At 70.1% G+C, this 16,792-nt stretch carries 22 protein-coding genes; 15 read left to right on the top strand and 7 right to left on the bottom strand.

Features of this window, described 5'->3' with window-relative positions:
• Positions 1 to 38: 38 nt before the first annotated feature.
• The 4 genes from aqpZ to GTY96_RS30420 all read right to left on the bottom strand — a co-directional run bounded on the left by aqpZ (position 39) and on the right by GTY96_RS30420 (position 3,137).
• Entirely contained in the window at positions 39 to 860 is an 822-nt protein-coding gene (aqpZ, locus tag GTY96_RS30405; RefSeq protein ID WP_143907368.1) for an aquaporin Z, read from the bottom strand.
• 280 nt (positions 861 to 1,140) lie between these two features.
• Positions 1,141 to 1,674, bottom strand: a complete 534-nt coding sequence (gene hpt, locus GTY96_RS30410; protein WP_143907369.1) for a hypoxanthine phosphoribosyltransferase — start codon at positions 1,672 to 1,674, stop codon at positions 1,141 to 1,143.
• A 14-nt stretch (positions 1,675 to 1,688) separates the two neighbouring features.
• Entirely contained in the window at positions 1,689 to 2,504 is an 816-nt protein-coding gene (locus GTY96_RS30415; RefSeq protein WP_143907371.1) for a uracil phosphoribosyltransferase, read from the bottom strand.
• A gap of 33 nt (positions 2,505 to 2,537) precedes the next feature.
• Complete coding sequence (locus GTY96_RS30420; protein WP_143907374.1) at positions 2,538 to 3,137, bottom strand: thymidine kinase; 600 nt, start codon at positions 3,135 to 3,137, stop codon at positions 2,538 to 2,540.
• A gap of 196 nt (positions 3,138 to 3,333) precedes the next feature.
• Here GTY96_RS30420 and GTY96_RS30425 point away from each other — a divergent pair, with 196 nt between their 5' ends.
• From GTY96_RS30425 to dnaB, 12 genes are all read left to right on the top strand, one after another.
• Positions 3,334 to 3,705 (top strand): DUF5658 family protein, encoded by a 372-nt coding sequence (locus GTY96_RS30425; protein WP_143907375.1) that lies wholly within the window; start codon positions 3,334 to 3,336, stop codon positions 3,703 to 3,705.
• A gap of 117 nt (positions 3,706 to 3,822) precedes the next feature.
• Positions 3,823 to 4,122: a septation regulator SpoVG gene (gene spoVG / locus GTY96_RS30430; RefSeq protein ID WP_120564020.1), complete on the top strand. Its 300-nt coding sequence runs from the start codon at positions 3,823 to 3,825 to the stop codon at positions 4,120 to 4,122.
• Between the two features lie 42 nt (positions 4,123 to 4,164).
• Positions 4,165 to 5,118, top strand: a complete 954-nt coding sequence (locus GTY96_RS30435) for a ribose-phosphate pyrophosphokinase (protein WP_143907377.1) — start codon at positions 4,165 to 4,167, stop codon at positions 5,116 to 5,118.
• Positions 5,119 to 5,308: 190 nt separating this feature from the next.
• Positions 5,309 to 5,995, top strand: a complete 687-nt coding sequence (locus tag GTY96_RS30440; RefSeq protein WP_143907379.1) for a 50S ribosomal protein L25/general stress protein Ctc — start codon at positions 5,309 to 5,311, stop codon at positions 5,993 to 5,995.
• A 111-nt stretch (positions 5,996 to 6,106) separates the two neighbouring features.
• Positions 6,107 to 6,682, top strand: a complete 576-nt coding sequence (gene pth / locus GTY96_RS30445; protein ID WP_161666553.1) for an aminoacyl-tRNA hydrolase — start codon at positions 6,107 to 6,109, stop codon at positions 6,680 to 6,682.
• A 288-nt stretch (positions 6,683 to 6,970) separates the two neighbouring features.
• Positions 6,971 to 7,447 (top strand): 30S ribosomal protein S6, encoded by a 477-nt coding sequence (gene rpsF, locus GTY96_RS30450; protein ID WP_143907383.1) that lies wholly within the window; start codon positions 6,971 to 6,973, stop codon positions 7,445 to 7,447.
• 48 nt (positions 7,448 to 7,495) lie between these two features.
• Entirely contained in the window at positions 7,496 to 7,900 is a 405-nt protein-coding gene (rpsR, locus tag GTY96_RS30455; RefSeq protein ID WP_143907385.1) for a 30S ribosomal protein S18, read from the top strand.
• A gap of 28 nt (positions 7,901 to 7,928) precedes the next feature.
• Positions 7,929 to 8,372 (top strand): 50S ribosomal protein L9, encoded by a 444-nt coding sequence (gene rplI / locus GTY96_RS30460; protein ID WP_161666554.1) that lies wholly within the window; start codon positions 7,929 to 7,931, stop codon positions 8,370 to 8,372.
• Positions 8,373 to 8,574: 202 nt separating this feature from the next.
• Positions 8,575 to 9,732 carry an acyltransferase family protein gene (locus GTY96_RS30465; protein WP_143907389.1) on the top strand — a complete coding sequence of 386 codons (1,158 nt, stop codon included), beginning with the start codon at positions 8,575 to 8,577 and terminating at the stop codon, positions 9,730 to 9,732.
• On the top strand, positions 9,729 to 10,844 hold the full coding sequence (locus tag GTY96_RS30470) for a sensor histidine kinase (protein WP_161666555.1): 1,116 nt from the start codon (positions 9,729 to 9,731) through the stop codon (positions 10,842 to 10,844). The genes GTY96_RS30465 and GTY96_RS30470 overlap by 4 nt, the downstream gene beginning before the upstream one ends.
• Positions 10,841 to 11,611, top strand: coding sequence for a LytR/AlgR family response regulator transcription factor (locus GTY96_RS30475; protein WP_143907392.1), 771 nt, complete (start codon positions 10,841 to 10,843; stop codon positions 11,609 to 11,611). The genes GTY96_RS30470 and GTY96_RS30475 overlap by 4 nt, the downstream gene beginning before the upstream one ends.
• Positions 11,612 to 11,769: 158 nt before the next feature.
• Positions 11,770 to 13,170, top strand: coding sequence for a replicative DNA helicase (dnaB, locus tag GTY96_RS30480; RefSeq protein WP_161666556.1), 1,401 nt, complete (start codon positions 11,770 to 11,772; stop codon positions 13,168 to 13,170).
• A 32-nt stretch (positions 13,171 to 13,202) separates the two neighbouring features.
• On the opposite strand, the gene thiD is transcribed toward dnaB, so the two are convergent.
• Genes thiD through thiE form a run of 3 tightly spaced genes read right to left on the bottom strand, consistent with a single transcriptional unit; the run spans position 13,203 to position 15,389 of the window.
• Positions 13,203 to 13,943, bottom strand: a complete 741-nt coding sequence (gene thiD / locus GTY96_RS30485; RefSeq protein WP_143907396.1) for a bifunctional hydroxymethylpyrimidine kinase/phosphomethylpyrimidine kinase — start codon at positions 13,941 to 13,943, stop codon at positions 13,203 to 13,205.
• Positions 13,940 to 14,707 (bottom strand): gamma-glutamyl-gamma-aminobutyrate hydrolase family protein, encoded by a 768-nt coding sequence (locus GTY96_RS30490; RefSeq protein WP_143907398.1) that lies wholly within the window; start codon positions 14,705 to 14,707, stop codon positions 13,940 to 13,942. The genes thiD and GTY96_RS30490 overlap by 4 nt, the downstream gene beginning before the upstream one ends.
• Positions 14,708 to 14,714: 7 nt before the next feature.
• Complete coding sequence (thiE, locus tag GTY96_RS30495) at positions 14,715 to 15,389, bottom strand: thiamine phosphate synthase (protein WP_161666557.1); 675 nt, start codon at positions 15,387 to 15,389, stop codon at positions 14,715 to 14,717.
• Between the two features lie 93 nt (positions 15,390 to 15,482).
• Between thiE and GTY96_RS30500 the strand changes: the two genes are divergently transcribed.
• The 3 genes from GTY96_RS30500 to GTY96_RS30510 are packed head-to-tail and all read left to right on the top strand — an operon-like array spanning position 15,483 to position 16,722.
• A complete protein-coding gene (locus GTY96_RS30500; RefSeq protein ID WP_161666558.1) occupies positions 15,483 to 15,755 on the top strand; it encodes a hypothetical protein in 273 nt (90 codons plus the stop codon).
• On the top strand, positions 15,752 to 16,063 hold the full coding sequence (locus tag GTY96_RS30505) for a DUF1844 domain-containing protein (protein WP_143907404.1): 312 nt from the start codon (positions 15,752 to 15,754) through the stop codon (positions 16,061 to 16,063). Before GTY96_RS30500 ends, GTY96_RS30505 begins: the two co-directional genes overlap by 4 nt.
• Entirely contained in the window at positions 16,060 to 16,722 is a 663-nt protein-coding gene (locus GTY96_RS30510; RefSeq protein ID WP_186002133.1) for a hypothetical protein, read from the top strand. Before GTY96_RS30505 ends, GTY96_RS30510 begins: the two co-directional genes overlap by 4 nt.
• Positions 16,723 to 16,792: the final 70 nt, after the last annotated feature.

A 16,792-nucleotide genomic window follows, 5' to 3' on the forward strand; every position in this document is an offset into this window, starting at 1 on the left:
AGGCACGGCCTTCGTGCTTCAGCGCTCCACGATGCGCCCTAGACGGGGTGCTCGACGTCGCGCCGGCCCAGCCGCTCCCTGCGCTCCTCCAGGGTCGCCTGCTCCGCGCGCGTGGTGGTGATCTCCACCGCCGGGCGGTTCACCAGGCGGTACACCGCCGACGCGAAGGCCGCGCCCAAGAGGGGCGCGATGATGAACATCCACAACTGCCCCAACGCGGCGCCTCCCGCGAAGAGGGCCGGGCCCAGGCTGCGGGCGGGGTTCACCGAGGTGTTGGTGATGGGGATGCCCACCAGGTGGATGAGCGTCAGCACCAGACCGATGGCCAGGCCCGCGAAGCCCACGGGCGCGCGCGAATCCGTGGCCCCCAGCACCGTCAGCACCAGCAGGAAGGTGAGCGCCACCTCCGCCAGGAAGGCCGCGCCGCCGCCGTACCCCTCGGGCGACGCCGCCCCATAGCCGTTGCTGCCCAGCCCCTGCGCGCTCGCGGAGTATCCCCCCGGCGCGCCCTTCGCGATGAGCAGCACCAGGCCCGCCGCGAGGATGGCCCCCACGCACTGCGCGATGATGTAGCCCGCGGCATGACGCCGGTCGAACTTGCCCGCCATCAGCAGGCCCACCGTCACCGCGGGGTTCACGTGGCAGCCGGAGATGGGGCCAATGGTGTAGACCATCGCCAGCAGCGACAGGCCGAAGGCGAAGGACACGCCCAGGAAGCCGATGCGGTCGCCCGCCAGCACCGCCGCCCCGACGCCGCCGAGCACCAGCACGAAGGTACCCACCAGCTCCGCCAGGTACTTCTGCATCGCATCGCCACTCGAGGGCGCCGTCCGGGCGACCCTCACTTTCTCCTCTTGCATGCACAGCCTCCTCACGCAGTCAGGGGCTGTGCGCTTCCGGGACCGTCCCGGACGGGCGCAAGCCGTCCCTCGGCGTCATGGATGTCCGAAGGAGATGCTGCGCACCCGTCTGTCGTGAATCATGCATGGGCCTTCGACACGGCCGCACTGCGGCGCGTGGACAAGGCCCTCGGAGTCTCAAGGCCCCCACCCCTCGGGGAGGGACGCCCAGGCAGCCAACGGCCCCTTGCGCTGGCCCCGCGCGAAGGCGGGACACGGCGCATTCAGGGGCCCGGGCGGCTCAGGGGTTCTTCCAGATGCCGATGAAGGGCAGGTTCCGGTACTTCTCGCCGTAGTCCAGGCCGTACCCGACGACGAAGTGGTCGTCGATGACGAAGCCCTTGTAGTCGATGTGCACCTGGGTCCGGGCGCGCGAGGGCTTCTCCAGCAACGAGCACAGCTTGAGCGACGCGGGGTGGCGCGCCTGGAGGTTCTCCAGGAGGAAGCTCATGGTGAGCCCCGTGTCGATGATGTCCTCGATGATGAGCAGGTGCTTGCCCGCCATGGGCTTGGACACGTCCGTGGTGATGCGCACCTCGCCCGTGGTCTCCGTGCCGCCGTGGTAGCTGGACACGCCCAGGAACTCCAGCGTGAGCGGCAGGTCGATGGCGCGCGCCAGGTCGATGGCGAAGAACGCGGAGCCCTTGAGCACGCAGATGAGCGTCAGCTCCTTGCCCTGGTAGTCGCGGGTGATCTGCGCGCCCAGCTCCTTCACGCGCGTTTGCACGGCCTCCTCGGAAATCAGGACACCGACATCCTTCTCGTGGAACGTCACCGGGAACTCCCTCTCTACACGTAGGCGTTGTTCATGATCTCCCCGAAGCCGCCGCCGCCGGGGACGATGTACTGCCGGTCATCCAGGCCCCGCTCCTTGTCCCAGAGCAGGCCCGGCGCGGTGCCGAACACCTCCGGAGGGGACAGGCCGCGGTCCAGCCGGAGCGCGTAGATGATGACGTCCGGGTGCTCCGTCGTCATCCGGCGCAGGTACTCCGGCGTGACGATGAGGTGGAGCGTGATGATGCGCCGGGCCCGCCCGGGCACCTTCGTCTTGTAGAGCTGGATGGCCGTGGACAGGCTGCCACCCGTGGCGCCCATGGGGTCCGGGAAGAGCACGAACGCGTCATCCACGTCCCCGCCAATCTTCGCGCCCCCAATCTCCGACCCCACCACGGACTGGGCCGCGTCGATCATCCGGCTCATGATGATGTGGTCCTGGCGCACCAGGGAGGGGTCCACCGTGAAGTTGAGCAGGTCGTACGTCACCTGCGACGGCAGCGTGCCCGCCCGCGCGATGTTCACCGTCACCACGCGCAGCTGGGGATCCACCACCTCGCCCTGGTAGATGCCCAGGGGCGTGGAGTCGATCATCCGCGTGGGGATCGTCACCATCTTGCGCGGGAACTCCGCGTTGATGACCGTCTTCACCAGGTCCGCGTAGAGCTGCTCCACCAGCCGGTTGATCTGCGGCTGGAGCGTGCCCTTGGCGCACAGCGTGGCCAGCTGGGAGAGAAGGAACGGGTTCCCCACCAGGTGCACGTGCGGCCCATAGTGGTGGGTCATCTCATTCAGCTTGAAGGGTACGTTCGCGTACAGGGTGTCCCGCATCGGAAGGCTCCGGCGTCTGGCGGAAGGGGGCTTTCAGTCGAACAGCTTCAGCGTCTGGGGAGGGCTCGCCTCCGCGGGTTCCGCCACATGACACTTGCGGCAGCGCGGCTCGTAGGCGCCCGAGGCGCCCACCACCACCCGCTCCTCGCTTCCAATGATGCGCTGTGAACGGTTGGCGGGATTGCCGCAGACCGCGCAGATGGCCAGCTCCTTCGTCACGTACTCCGCCACCGCCATCAGCTGCGGCATCGGTTCGAAGGGGCGGCCCTGGTAGTCCTGGTCCAGTCCCGCGCAGATGACGCGCAGGCCCCGCTGGGCGAGCGCCTCGCACACCTGCACCACCTCGCCGCCCAGGAACTGCACCTCGTCAATGCCCACCACCTGCGTGTCGGGGGACAGGTGTCGGAAAATTTCTTCAGCCCTCTCGATGGGCAGGGACGTCAATTTCAACTGGGAGTGGCTCACCACCTGCGTTTCGTCATAGCGGGTGTCGATGCGGGGTTTGAACACCCGCACCTTCTGCCGGCCGTACAGCGCGCGCTTGACGCGGCGGATCAACTCCTCCGTCTTGCCGGAGAACATCGAACCGCAAATAACCTCTATCCACCCGATATCTTTGGGGAATTGATGCAAGGGACGCTCGTCGGGGAGGGGCGGAATCGGGGCCAATCTCGGCCACGGCCTTCATCCCGTCAATTTCGTTTCCCGCCCGGCAAGCCCCCCGGCCCCCCCGCCTGCCCGGCTGCTCCCGGACAACCCCGGAAGTGCTGGCAAGGGATTTGTATAGCCCTTCCCCCGGGCAGCACGGACGGGAACAAGGGGGTCGGGCGTGGCGGCGACGGCGGAAGAGGTTCAGGCAGGCACTTGGTCGCAGGGGGCTTCTTTCTACACCTCACCAGCGTCGGTGGCGCTGCTGATGCTGAACCTGATGGATGGGCTCTTCACCCTGCTCTTCCTCCAGCTGGGGGTGGCGGAGGAGCTCAACCCGGTGATGCGCGTGGCGTATGAGCAGTCACCGCTGCTCTTCATGTTCTCCAAGCTGCTCATCGTGAACGCGGGGCTGTGCCTGCTGTGCCTGCACCGCCGGCTCAAGGCCAGCCGCTTCGCCATCCGCGCGGGCGCCGTCGTCTACGCCATCATCGTCGTCTACCATCTGGCGTTCCTTGCCCACCTGGTGAGTCATTGGCCCTCCGGGGCATAGCGGCAGGGTGGCCAGTGAACGGTCACCCGGTGCATCAGGTAGGGGGTGCTTGCTTTTCACCGTCGGTCTGTCCCAGGCTTCCCCGTAGCTCCGGCCTTCCAGGTTCGGGGGGGGACCATGAACATCACCGACGTCCGGGTGTTTCCGGTCGAAGAGGATAAGCTCAAGGCGTACGTCACCATCACCTTGGATCACTGCTTCGTCGTGCGCGACTTGAAGGTGATCCACGGCTCCACCGGGCTTTTCATCGCGATGCCCGCGAAAAAGCGGAAGGACGGGACGTACAAGGACATCGCCCATCCGCTGAACGCGGACACCCGCAGCCAGATGGAGCGGGTCATCCTCATTGAGTACGAGAAACACCTTCACCAGGCGCAGAGCGGGACGCTCGGCCCGGTGGCAGCGGAACTCGACTAACGATCTTCCCTTCGAGGCTCGCACGGGTTAGTCAGCGCCCCCATGCAGCAGCCGCGTGACTTCAAGGTGTTCGCCGGGAACTCCAACCCGGCGTTGGCGCAGCGCATCTGCGAGTACCTCCAGCGCCCGTTGGGCAAGGCGACGGTGGACTCCTTCTCCGACGGGGAGATCCACGTCGAGATCGGCGAGAACGTACGGGGACAGGACGTGTTCATCGTCCAGTCCACCTGCCCTCCGACGAACCATCACCTGATGGAGCTGTTGATCATGTGCGACGCCCTCAAGCGGGCGAGCGCTGGCTCCATCACCGCCGTGATGCCGTACTACGGGTACGCGCGGCAGGACCGGAAGGTGGCGGCCCGCACGCCCATCACCGCCAAGCTGGTGGCGGACCTGCTGGAGGTCGCGGGGGTCAACCGGGTGGTGTCCATGGACATGCACGCCGGGCAGATCCAGGGCTTCTTCAACATGCCCTCGGACCACCTCTACGGTTCGCCGGTGTTCCTGGAGGACATGCGCAAGCGCTTCCCGGAGCCCAACGACGTCGTCATCGTGAGCCCGGACGCGGGGGGCGTGGAGCGCGCGCGCGCCTACTCCAAGCGGCTGAACACGGGGCTGGCCATCATCGACAAGCGCCGGCCGCGCCCCAACGCGTCGGAGGTGATGAACCTCATTGGCGACGTGAAGGGCAAGGACGCCATCCTGGTGGACGACATGGTGGACACCGCGGGCACGCTCGCCCAGGCGGCCGCCGCGCTGAAGGACAAGGGCGCGCGCCGGGTGCTCGCCTACGCCGTGCACCCCATCCTGTCCGGCCCGGCCATCCAGCGCATCACCGACTCCGTGCTGGAGGAGGTCGTCTTCACGGACACGGTGCCGCTGGCGCCCGCCGCGAAGGCCTGCCCGAAGATCCGCGCCCTCCAGACCGACGCCCTCTTCGGCGAGGCCATCGCGCGCATCCACCGCGCGGACTCGCTGAGCTCGCTGTTCGTCTAGCGGCGGGGCCGCCCGTTCGCCGGGCGGCTTGACGGCACACCCCGGGGGCTGGCATGTCCGGCCACCTCCACCGGTTCCACGGGCTTCGCAGGCCCGGGCATCGTCTTCGGGGCCCACCATGGGGGTGGGATGCCGAGGATGCCCGACGGGCCGGTGACACCGCAGTCCCCACTGAAAAGAGAGATTCTCCATGGCCACCGACAAGAGCTCCCTCGAAGCCAAGGCGCGTGAAGGTTCCGGCAAGGGCGTTGCCCGCCGCCTGCGCGCCTCGGGTCAGGTTCCCGCGGTCGTCTACGGCAAGCACCTGAAGGCGCCGCTGCACATCTCCGTGGACCCGAAGGCCATCCGCACGGCCATCAACACCCCGCACAAGCTGAACACGCTCATCCAGCTGAAGCTGGCCGGCAATGATCAGCAGGTCCTGCTGAAGGACTACCAGATGGACCCGCTCACCCGGGACATCCTGCACGCGGACTTCATCGCCGTGCGCGACAACGACCAGGTGAAGGTGAACCTGCCCGTCGTCCTCACCGGCAAGGCCGCGGGCGTGGCGGACGGCGGTCTGCTCACGCAGATCCGCCGCAACCTGGAGGTCTGGGCGCTCCCCGGCGCCATCCCGCTCCAGATTGAAGTGGACGTCACCAACCTGAAGATCGCGGAAGCCATCCACGTGAACGACGTGAAGCTCCCCGACGGCGTGTCGGTGAAGACGCACGTCAACTACACCATCGCCGTCCTCTCCGCGCCGGAAGCGGCGGAGGCGGCCCCGGCGGCTGCCGCCGCGGCGGCCCCTGCGGCGGCCAAGGCGGGCGACGCGAAGGCGGGCGACGCGAAGGCCCCCGCGGCGGCCGCGGCCAAGGCCCCGGCGAAGAAGTAGTCCTCTTCCGCCGTTTCTTGTCTCATCGCGGGGCGGGCCTCTTCCAGGGCCTGCCCCGCCGTCTTTTCCGGGCCCGGGCCATGAAGCCAGGGCCCCTCCTCGGAGCCTTCCATGAAGCTCATCTGCGGGCTGGGCAACCCCGGGCGCGAGTACGAGCGCCACCGGCACAACATCGGGTTCATGGTGGTGGACGCGCTGCTCGCGCGCGCCCGCGCGGAGCTCACCCAGGACAAGTTCCAGGCGCGGGTGGGCCAGGGCACGCTGGGCGGCGAGCGCATCCTCTTCGTGGAGCCGCAGACGTACATGAACCTGTCGGGCCGCTCCGTCGCGGAGGCCGCGCGCTTCTACAAGGTCCCCGTCCAGGACGTGCTCGTCATCCACGACGAGTTGGACCTGCCCTTCGGGCGGCTGCAGCTCAAGGCGGGCGGCGGCGCGGGCGGGCACAACGGCCTCAAGAGCATGGTGACGTGCCTGGGCGAGGACGCCTTCATCCGCGTGCGGGTGGGCATTGGCAAGCCGGAGGGCCCCAACGCCAAGGAGCGCGTGGCGGGCTACGTGCTGTCCAACTTCGACGACGGCGAGCGCCGCCAGTTGGAGGAGCTCATCGCCCGGGCGGCGGACATGGCGGAGAGCTGGGTGCGCGACGGGCTGGCCACGGCGATGAACCGCCACAACCGCCGGGCCTGAGAAAGCCCCGGAGCGGCGCCGAGACCTCCGGGAGCCACCGGACGGACGGCCGCCCCCCTGGCTCCGCTTGACTTTGCGAGGGGGGTCCTCTTAGAAGCCCCTTCCCCCTCGTCCGTCCCGTGTGGGGGATGTTCTTTCAAAGCTTCCCGCGCTTCGGCGCGGGCCAAGGCGCGGTGGTGACGGGCGCGCGAAGATTCCCCGTCCCCGGTGATGGCCTTCGAGGGCTTTCAACCGTTTCCCCGCTCCCCGGATGGTCCGGGGGGCACTCGACCCCAAGGGGAGAGAAACATGGCAGAGACGCAGGCCGCCAAGCGGCTTCGTGAGTACGAGACCATCTTCCTGGTCAAGCCGGACCTCACCGACGACAACGTGGACAAGCTGAAGGAGCGCGTCCGCGGCATCGTTTCGCGCGAGGGCGGCAAGGTCCTCCGCTTCACGGTGTGGGGGAAGAAGAAGACGCTGTTCCCCGTGGCCAAGCAGCCGCGCGCCATCTACGTCCACACGAGCTTCCTGGGTGACGGCAAGCTGGTGGCGGAGATCGAGCGCAACCTGCGCAACCTCGACGAGGTCACCCGCTACATCTCCGTGAAGGTGGCGGACGAGGTGGACCCCGAGACGCGTCCGGTGCTCGAGGACCTCAAGCTGGCCGGCGACGTCGAGGAGACCCGTCCGGGCGCCCCCGCCGAGCGCGAGGGTGGCTTCCGGTCCGAGGCCCCCGAGTTCGCCGGTGGCGACTCGGAAGAGGAGTCCGCCGAGGAGGCGTGAGCCTCCTGACGGGATCTTCCCCCAACCTTCCAGGAAACGAGAACGTTCATGAGCAACGGCATGGATAGCAAGCAGGGCACGGGCGCCTCCCGCGGCCCCGGTGGTGGCGGTGGCTACGGCGGCGGTTCGCGCGGTGGCGACCGGGGTGGTGATCGCGGTGGCGACCGCGACCGCGGTGGTGATCGCGGCGACCGCGGTGGCATGGGCGGCGACGACGACAAGCGCGGCGGCCGCGGCTTCGGCCGCAAGAAGGTCTGCCGCTTCTGCGCGGAGAAGAACGCGTCGGTGGACTTCAAGGACCAGGCGACGCTGAAGTACTTCGTCACCGAGCGCGGCAAGATCATCCCCCGCCGCATCTCCGGCAACTGCGCGAAGCACCAGCGTGAGGTGGCGGTCGCCATCAAGCGCGCCCGTGGCATCGCGCTCCTCCCCTACAACGCGGTGGTCGGCTAGCCGCCGGGTCCGCATCAGGAGACTGAACATGAAGGTCATTCTGCGTGAGGACATCGACAACCTCGGCAAGTCCGGCGAGCTCGTCACGGTGAAGGACGGCTTCGGCCGCAACTTCCTTCTGCCGCGCAAGAAGGCGGTTCTGGCCAGCGAGCAGAACCTGCGCCAGCTGGAGCACGAGAAGGCCGTGCAGACCGCTCGGAGCGCCAAGCTGAAGGGCGCCGCCGACGAGCAGGCCAAGAAGCTGGGCAACGTCAAGGTCACCATCAAGCGCAAGGTGGGCGAGCAGGACAAGCTGTTCGGCTCCGTGACGGTGCTGGACATCGCCGAGGCGCTCGCGGCCCAGGGCCAGCAGGTGGATCGCCGCCAGCTGCACCTGGCCGACCCCATCAAGTCGCTGGGCAGCTACGACGTGGAGCTGCGCCTGCACCGCGAGGTGACGGCGAAGATCAAGGTCGAAGTGGTGGCCGAGTAGTCCACCGCATCACCTGAAGCGCTCCGCTTCACGGGAAGGGCCGTCCGGGCAACCGGGCGGCCCTTTTCGCGTCTGGCCTCCCCGCGGACGCGCGCGCGAGTCCGGCTGGCGCCGTCGCCGGTCCGCCCCACGGCATCCGCGTGGAATCATGGGTCCGGGCATGCGTACTTCACCGGAGCCAACCCCCTGGAGGCCCCTTCGCATGACAGCATCCACCCGCCCCGTTGACGCGCACCACGCCGACCTGGACTGGCTCCGGGTGCTGGCCATCGTGGTGCTGCATGTGTTCCACACCGGGATGATGTTCAACACCTGGGACTGGCACATCAAGAGCCCCCAGGCGCTGCCGGTCCTGGAGCCCGTCATGGGGGTGCTGCACCTGGTGCGCATGCCGTTGTTGATGGTCATCTCCGGCGCGGGCACGGCGCTCGCCCTGCGCCGCCGCACGCTGGGGGCCTTCGCGAAGGACCGGGCGAAGCGGCTGTTGGGGCCGCTGGTGTTCGGCATGCTCGTGGTGGTGCCGCCGCAGATCTACGTGGAGCGGCTGTTTCGCGGGCAGTTCCAGGGCAGCTACGCGGAGTTCTACCCGTCGGTGTTCGGCTTCGTGCCCTACCCCGCGGGCAGCCTCAGCTGGCACCACCTGTGGTTCGTGGCCTACCTGTTCGTCTACTGCCTGATGGCCCTGCCCCTCTTCGCGGCGCTGCGCACGGCGCGAGGGGAGCGGTTCCTCGCATGGGTGGACGCCTGGCTGTCGCGGGGCTGGAACGTGCTCTGGCTCTTCGTGCCGCTGGCGCTCACCCGGGTGCTGCTGCGCGACTTCCCGGAGACGCACGCGCTGCTGGATGATCCGCGCACCTTCCTCCTCTACGGCCTGCTGTTCCTGGACGGACACCTGCTGGGCCGCTGCCCTCGCGTGTGGGCCCGACTGGTGGAGCTGCGCCACGGGCTGCTGGCCCTGGCGGTGGCGGCGCTCGTCGTGGAGCTGGTGTGGCCGTGGCCGGTGCTGCCGCTGGTGCCGGCGATCCTGGGGGGAACCCTGCTGCTCTGGAGCGGCCTGCTGGTGGCGCTGGCCTACGCCCGGCACCACGTGCGCGCATCCCCGGCGTGGCTGCCCCGGGCGCAGGAGCTGTCGTACCCGTTCTACATCCTCCACCAGACGGTCATCGTCTGCGTGGGCTACGCCTGCCTGCGGCTGCCCGTGGGTCCCTGGATGATGCTGCTCGCGGTGCTCACGGGGTCGTTCGTCCTCACCCTGGCGTTGTGCGAGACCGTCTCCCGCGTGTCGTGGCTGCGGCCCTGCTTCGGAATGAAGGCCCGGGCCGCGCGTCCGGCCGTCCTGGCCCCGGAGGCCGTGGGGTGAGCGCTTGGGATGAAGCTCCGTCCGGGCGGTGGCGCTGGCCCGCGCTGCGGTGGCGGACGGCGCTGCGGGTATTCGTGTTCTGTCTGGCCCTGGGCGTGTGGCAGGGCAGCGCCGTGCGGCTGACCCAGCTCATGCGGCCGCGCCCCGGCCCCTGGGAGGAGGCGTTCATCTGGGAGGTGACGAGCGCGGTGACGGTGGGCCTGCTGCTCCCCATCCTGATGACGGCGGTGCTCAACGCGCCCACGCCGCGCGGGAGCTGGGCGCGGTTCGTGGGCATCCACACGGCGGCCTTCGCCCTCTTCTCCTCGCTGCACATCGCGGGGATGGCGGGGCTGCGGCACGCGGTCTACGCCCTCCTGGAGCTGGGCGACTACGACCTGGGCCCGCCGGTCTACGCGCTCCCCATGGAGGCCCAGAAGGACCTGATCACCTATGGCCTGGTCTGCGCGGTCATCGCGCTCCTGTATGCGTGGCGGGAGCGGCAGGCCCGGGCCCTGCGCGCCGCGGAGCTGGAGGGCGAGCTGCGGGCCGCGCAGCTCCAGTCGCTCACCGGGCAGTTGCACCCGCACTTCCTCTTCAACGCGCTGCACACCATCGGGGCGGTGATGTACGAGGACCTGGCGCGCACGGATCAGCTCCTGAGCGACCTGGGGCAGCTCCTCCGGGCGAGCCTGGAGCGCACCGAGCCCACCTGGACGCTGACGGAGGAGCGGGGGCACACCGAGCGCTTCGTCGCGCTGCTGCGAGCGCGCTTCGGCGACCGGCTGGAGGTGCGCTGGGAGGTGGACACGGAGCTGGAGGCCCAGCGCGTGCCGTGCTTCGCGCTTCAAACGCTGGTGGAGAACGCGGTGAAGCACAACCAGGACCAGCGCAGCCCGCTGGAGGTGCGCATCCGCGCGCGCGGCGAAGCGGACCGCTGGGCGTTGGAGGTGGAGGACACCGGGCGCGGCTTCGGGGCACGCTCCCCCGTGGCGGGCCCCAGCGTGGGGCTCTCCCAGTTGGAGCGCGTGCTCAGGCTGCTGCACGCGAGCGGGGGCCGGCTGGAGCGCGGCGCGGGGCCGGAGGGCGGCGCGCGGGTGACGGTGTGGCAGCCCTGGAGGAAGGCCCCATGACGGTGCTCCGCGTGCTGGTGGTGGACGACGAGGCACCTGCCCGGGCGAAGGCGCGGCGGCTGCTGGAACAGGACGCGCGCTTCACCTGCGTGGGCGAGGCCTCGGATGGGCAGGAGGCGCTCGCGCGCATCGAAGCGCTGCGGCCGGACCTGGTGGTGCTCGACGTGCAGATGCCCGGCCTCACCGGCTTCGAGGTTCTGGAGACCCTGGGCCCGGAGGCCTGTCCCCTGGTCATCTTCTCCACCGCGTACGAGCGCTTCGCGCTCCAGGCCTTCGAAGCGCACGCGGCGGACTACCTGCTCAAGCCCTATGACGCCGGCCGCTTCACCAAGGCCCTGGACCGGGCGCATGCGCTGCTGGGCGCGGGGACGCGTGGCGCCGCCGCGCTGGACGCCCTGCTGGCCACGGTGGCCCAGGCACGGCCGGAGCGTCCCCTGGAGCGGCTGGTGGTGAAGGTGGGCGAAGGCTGGGTCCCGCTGCGCCTGGACACCGTGTGGCGCCTGTCCTCGGAGGACAAGTACGTGCGGCTCCACACGGAGCAGGGGCAGCACCTCGTGCGGCGGACGCTGCGCGCCCTGGAGGAGCGCCTGGACCCCACCCGCTTCGTGCGCGTGCACCGGGGCGACCTGGTGAACCTGGACGCCGTGGCCCGCCTGGAGCCGTGGACGCACGGCGACGGCATCCTCGTGCTGAAGGACGGCTCCACGGTGGTGCTGAGTCGCACCTATCGGGAGGCCTTCCTCCAGCAGTGGGGCGCGGCCGAATAGCGCTCGCGCGGGCGGCGGTTCACCCGGGGTCTGGCCCCGTGGGCCACGGCGGGTCGCGGCATCCGACCCCGACCTCCCGGGTGCTACAGGGTTGTTGCCTGGAAACTGGACGTTCGCTGGAACGTGTCAGACGCTGCCTGTAGAGGTTCCAAGCAGCCATGTTGAACGTCCTGGACGGTAGGGAAGGTCGGCGGGTCCACGAGGATCTCGCCGCGGAGCGCGCGGTGCTCGGCGCCGTGCTGGCGGACAACGGGCTCATCACGCCCGTGGCGGAGGTCGTGCACGCCGACGACTTCGCCAGTCCCTCCCATTCGCAGATCTTCGCCGCGATGATGCGGCTGGACGCGCAGAGCAAGCAGGTCGACCACCTGACGCTCGCGGAGGAGCTGAAGATCCTCGGGCAGCTCGTCGCGGTGGGCGGTCCCGCCTACCTGATGGGCCTGGACCAGGTCGTCCCGCTGGCGGCCAACGCCGTGCAGTACGCCCACATCGTCAAGGACCAGGCGCTGCGCCGGCGCCTGGCCAACGTGGGCCGGGAGATCCAGGACCTCGCCAGCCAGGAGACCGGAGAGCTGGAGGTCCTGCTCGACGAGGCCGAGCGCAAGGTCTTCCTCCTCGCGGAGAAGAAGCGCGAAGGCGACCTGCGGCCGGTCAGCGAGCTGATGGAGCAGACGCTCGACCTCTTGGACAAGATGAAGACCGCGTCCACGGGCGTGACCGGTCTGTCCACGGGCTACATCGACCTGGACATGCAGCTGACCGGCCTGCACGCCGGCGAGCTCATCATCCTCGCGGCGCGCCCCGGCGTCGGCAAGACGTCCTTCGCGATGAACATCGCGGTGCACGCGGCGCTCAAGGAGAACAAGGCGGTCGGCATCTTCAGCCTGGAAATGCCCGCGGATCAGCTGCTCATGCGTCTGCTCGCGTCCACGGCGCGCGTGGACATGAAGAAGCTGCGCGGCGGCCGGCTGTCGCCGCACGACGAGGAGAAGTTCCAGGAGATGGCGGGCGCGCTCTACAACGCGCCCATCTACATCGACGACTCGGGCGGCCTGTCCCCGTTCGACCTGCGCGCGAAGGCGCGGCGCGTGAAGCAGAAGGATCCGCGCCTGTCCCTGCTGGTCATCGACTACCTCCAGCTGATGCACCAGAAGGGCAAGGTGGAGAGCCGCCAGTTGGAAGTGGCGGAGATCTCCCGCGCGCTCAAGCAACTGGCCAAGGAGTTGGAGGTGCCCATCATCGCGCTCAGCCAGCTCAGCCGTAAGGTGGAGGAGCGCAAGGGCGGCAAGCCCATGCTGTCGGACCTGCGTGAGTCCGGCTCCATCGAACAGGACGCCGACGTGGTGATGTTCATCCACCGCGAGCAGGAGGAAGAGGGCGGCGAAGGCGGCGGAGGAGGAGGCGGCGGCGGCGGGGGTGGAGGCGGCGGAGGCCAGAGCAACACCGTCATCCCCGTGGAGCTCATCGTCGCCAAGCAGCGCAACGGCCCCATTGGCTCCGTGGAGCTGGTGTTCCTGGCGGAGTACACCCGCTTCGAGAGCCGCGCCCGGAGCGAGTAACCCCCAGGCGGGGACGTCCGGGCCCGCGCGCGTCAGTCCCGGCCGGTGCGCAGGTAGCGCGTGACGTGCTCCCGGGCCGCGCGCACCGCGGCTTCAGGCCCCGAGCCCCGGCCCAGCTCCGCCGCCAGCGCGGACGCCAGCCGGCAGCCCGTGCCCCGGCGCTCCGGGGGCCGCTTCAGCCTGCGCCCCCGCATCACCACCGTGCGCCCGGAGTACGCCAGCACGTCCGCCAGGCCCTGCCCTTCTGGCAGGTGCCCGCCCTTCACCAGCACCGCGCCGAAGCCGCGCTGACAGAGGGCCTCCGCCGCCGCCTGGGCCTCCTCCACCGTGCCCAGCGCCGGCCGGCCCAGCAGCCACGCGGCCTCCTCCAGGTTGGGCGTCACCAGCACGCGCGGGCCCGTCAGCGCCAGGTAGTGCCGGGGCGACAGGCGCGACAGGGCCTGTCCGCGCGACGAGCGCACCACCGGATCCACCACCCACCACGCGTCCGCGCCCTTGAGCGCCGCCCGCGCCGCGGAGAGCTGCGACGGGCCGGGCACCACGCCCCACTTCACCGCGTGCACGGGTCCCCACTCGCGCGCGGCGGTCACCTGCGCGGCCAGCATGCGCGGAGACGCCGGCACCACGGCGAAGGTGTGCGTGCCCTGCGCGGTCTGCGCCGTGGGCACCGCCACCGCGTCGCCTCCGCGCGCCCGTACCGCGGCGACGTCCGCCAGGAGCCCCGCCCTGCCCGTGGGCTCCAGGCCCGCCAGCAGCAGGACGCGCGGCCTCACCTCCGGTGCTCTCGTGCCTTCTGCACCAGCGCCTTGTAGACGCCCAGGTGCACCGGGATGGTGCCCAGCATCAGCTCCGGGTGCCATTGCACGCCCAGCGCGAACGCATGCGCGGTGGACTCGATGGCCTCCACCACGCCGTCCGGCGACAGCGCGCTCACCGTCACGTCCGTGCCCGGCTTGTTCACCGCCTGGTGGTGCGTGGAGTTCACCATCAGCTGCCCGTGCCCCACGGCCTCCGCCAGCAGCGTGCCGTTCTTCACCTCCACCGGGTGCTGCGGCTGGGTGCGGTCGTGCTTCTGCTCGTGGTCGCGCGCGCCCGGCACCTCGCGCAGGATGTCCTGGAACAGCGTGCCGCCCAGCACCACGGCGAGCAGCTGCATGCCGCCGCACACGCCCAGCACCGGCAGGTTGCGCTTGAGCGCCCCCCGGATGAGCTGGGCCTCGAAGGCGGTCCTCCCCTCCTTCAGCGGCCCCATGCCGTCGCGCGCCTCCTCCCCGTACGCGGACGGGGGGATGTCGAACGCGCCGCCCGTCACCACCAGCCCCGACACCCGCTCCAGGTAGGCGTCCACGCACGAAGCGTCGTCCGTGTAGGGCAACACGAAGGGCAGGCCCCCCGCGCGCAGCACCGCCTCCGCGTAGGGCACCTTCAGCTCGTAGCGGGGGAAGGCCGAGTCTGCCGGCTGGACCCAGTCCGGGCTGAGGCCGATGTTGGGACGGCGCGGCGTCGTCCCGTGATGGCGCGAAGGGGGATGGTTCATGGTGGCGTCAGTGCCCTGCATCGAGGCTAGTCCCCCGTGCGCCCCTGTCAAACGCGGCCGTCAGCCGCCGCACCTGCTCGGCGATGTCCTGGGCGAGCAGCGCGTCGGACACCACCGCCGCGCCATGCGCCCCCGTCGCGGCGACCTGGGCGATGTTCCCGAGGCCCACCCCGCCAATGCCCACCACCGGCAGCGGGCTCTCCGCCACCACCCGGGCGAACGCCTCCAGCCCCAGCACCGGCGCCTGGACCACCTTCGTGGTGGTGCCGAACAGGGGCCCCACGCCCACGTAGTCCGCCCCCACCGCCCGGGCCACCCGGGCCCCTTCCGCCCCCCGCGCGGTGACCCCCACCCACCGGCCGGGGCCCAACAGCTCTCGCGCCGCCTCCGGGGGCAGGTCCTCGTCCCCCACGTGCACCCCGTGCGCGTCGGACAGGAGCGCCAGGTCCACCCGGTCGTTGAGCAGACAGAGGGCGCCCGCCTGCCGGCAGCGGGCCACCACCGCGCGCGCCGCGGCCAGCGCCTCTCGGGGCGGGGTGTGTTTCATGCGAAGCTGGAGGATGCGGGCGCCCCCCAGGAGCAGGCGCTCGGCCTTGTCCACCAGGGACAGCTCCGGACGGACGCTGTCATCGCACAGCAGGTAGGGGCCTTGGGGAAGCGGGGGGCGGGGCGAGACGTTCATCGGTTCCAGGTGCCCGGGACAGCGGCGTTGACAGGCGCCCCTCCTGCTATAAGGTGCCGCGCTGTTTTCCAAGCAATTCCGAGGATTTGAATCATGGCGGATGGCATCAACCCGAAGCACCTCGACAAGCGGACCGCGGATCGCTACCAGCGCGGCGGCCAGGTGGACGAGGAAGCCTACAAGAAGCACCTCGAGGAGCTGCCGGACGTGGCCGACAAGGCCGTCCCCATCGAAACGCTGATGGGCGATGAGTTCGACGACGAAGAGGATGACGAGGACGACGACGACATCGACGACGACGACGACGACGACGCGGAAGACGACGCGGACGACGACGCCGAGGAAGAGGACAAGGCGTCCGAATGAGCCCTTCGGAGAAGCGGGGTGAGACCTTCGTGATGACGGGGGAAGCGAGCCCCGCCTCCGAGGAGTCCCTGTCGTTCAGCACCTTCATCGTCGGCCTGGGTTCCGCCGTCCTCATCCACCTGGGGGGGGCGCCGAACCCGGAGACGGGCCGCATGGAGAAGGACCTGCCGTCGGCCCGGCAGAACCTGGACCTCCTGGCGATGCTCCGCGAGAAGACGCGCGGAAACCTCACCGCCGAGGAGGAGAAGCTGGTGGACAATCTCCTGTCCGACCTGCGCCTGCGCTACGTGGAGGCGACCCGGAAGTGAAGCCCCTTGAAGTCACCCGCCCAGGGGCGCTGCCCCGGGGCGTGCGGATCGCCGCGGCGCTGTGCCTGGTCCTCTCCACCCTGACGGGGATGCTCGCCTGCAGCGAAGCCTCCGTCATGATGAACTTCGAGGCGCACCGTCAGGCCCAGCGGGACAATCCCCCCACCGTGTCCCTCTTGGGCAAGGACCCCGCCGTCACCCAGGCCCTGGTGGAGGCGCAGATGTCCGCGCTGTCCCCGATGCGCGAGTCGCGCGCCCTGGTGCTGTGCGGCTTGACGGTGGCCTGCACCCTGCTCTTCTTCGCCTCCAGCCGCATGCTGCGCTCCCCGGAGGGCATGCCCCGGGACGGCTTCCGGCAGCTCTTGGGCGGCGCGGGCATCTTCGCCGCGCTGATGCGCACCATCGACGGGGCCCAATGGACCGTGGTGGCCCGCCACTCCAGCCAGGCCATGGTGGAGGGCCTCAAGGGCCTGCCGGAGTTCAAGGACCCGGCCGCCGCCGAACAGCTCTACGCGCTCGTCCCGTCCCTGATGACGGCCAGCGCGGTGCTCCCCACGGTGCTCGTGGCCGGCGGCTTCGCCCTGCTCGCCCAGTACTTCCGCAGCGAGGGCGTCCGCGCGGCCATCGTCACGCTCGACGGGCCCACCGAGGAGCCCTGAAGGCGGCGAAGTCGGCCGCGACTCCATCTCTAGCAGTGACGCGGCGCGGCGCGAAGGCCGGCCGTCCGCT

This window comes from Corallococcus silvisoli (genome assembly GCF_009909145.1).
GTDB classification, from domain to species: Bacteria; Myxococcota; Myxococcia; order Myxococcales; family Myxococcaceae; genus Corallococcus; species Corallococcus silvisoli.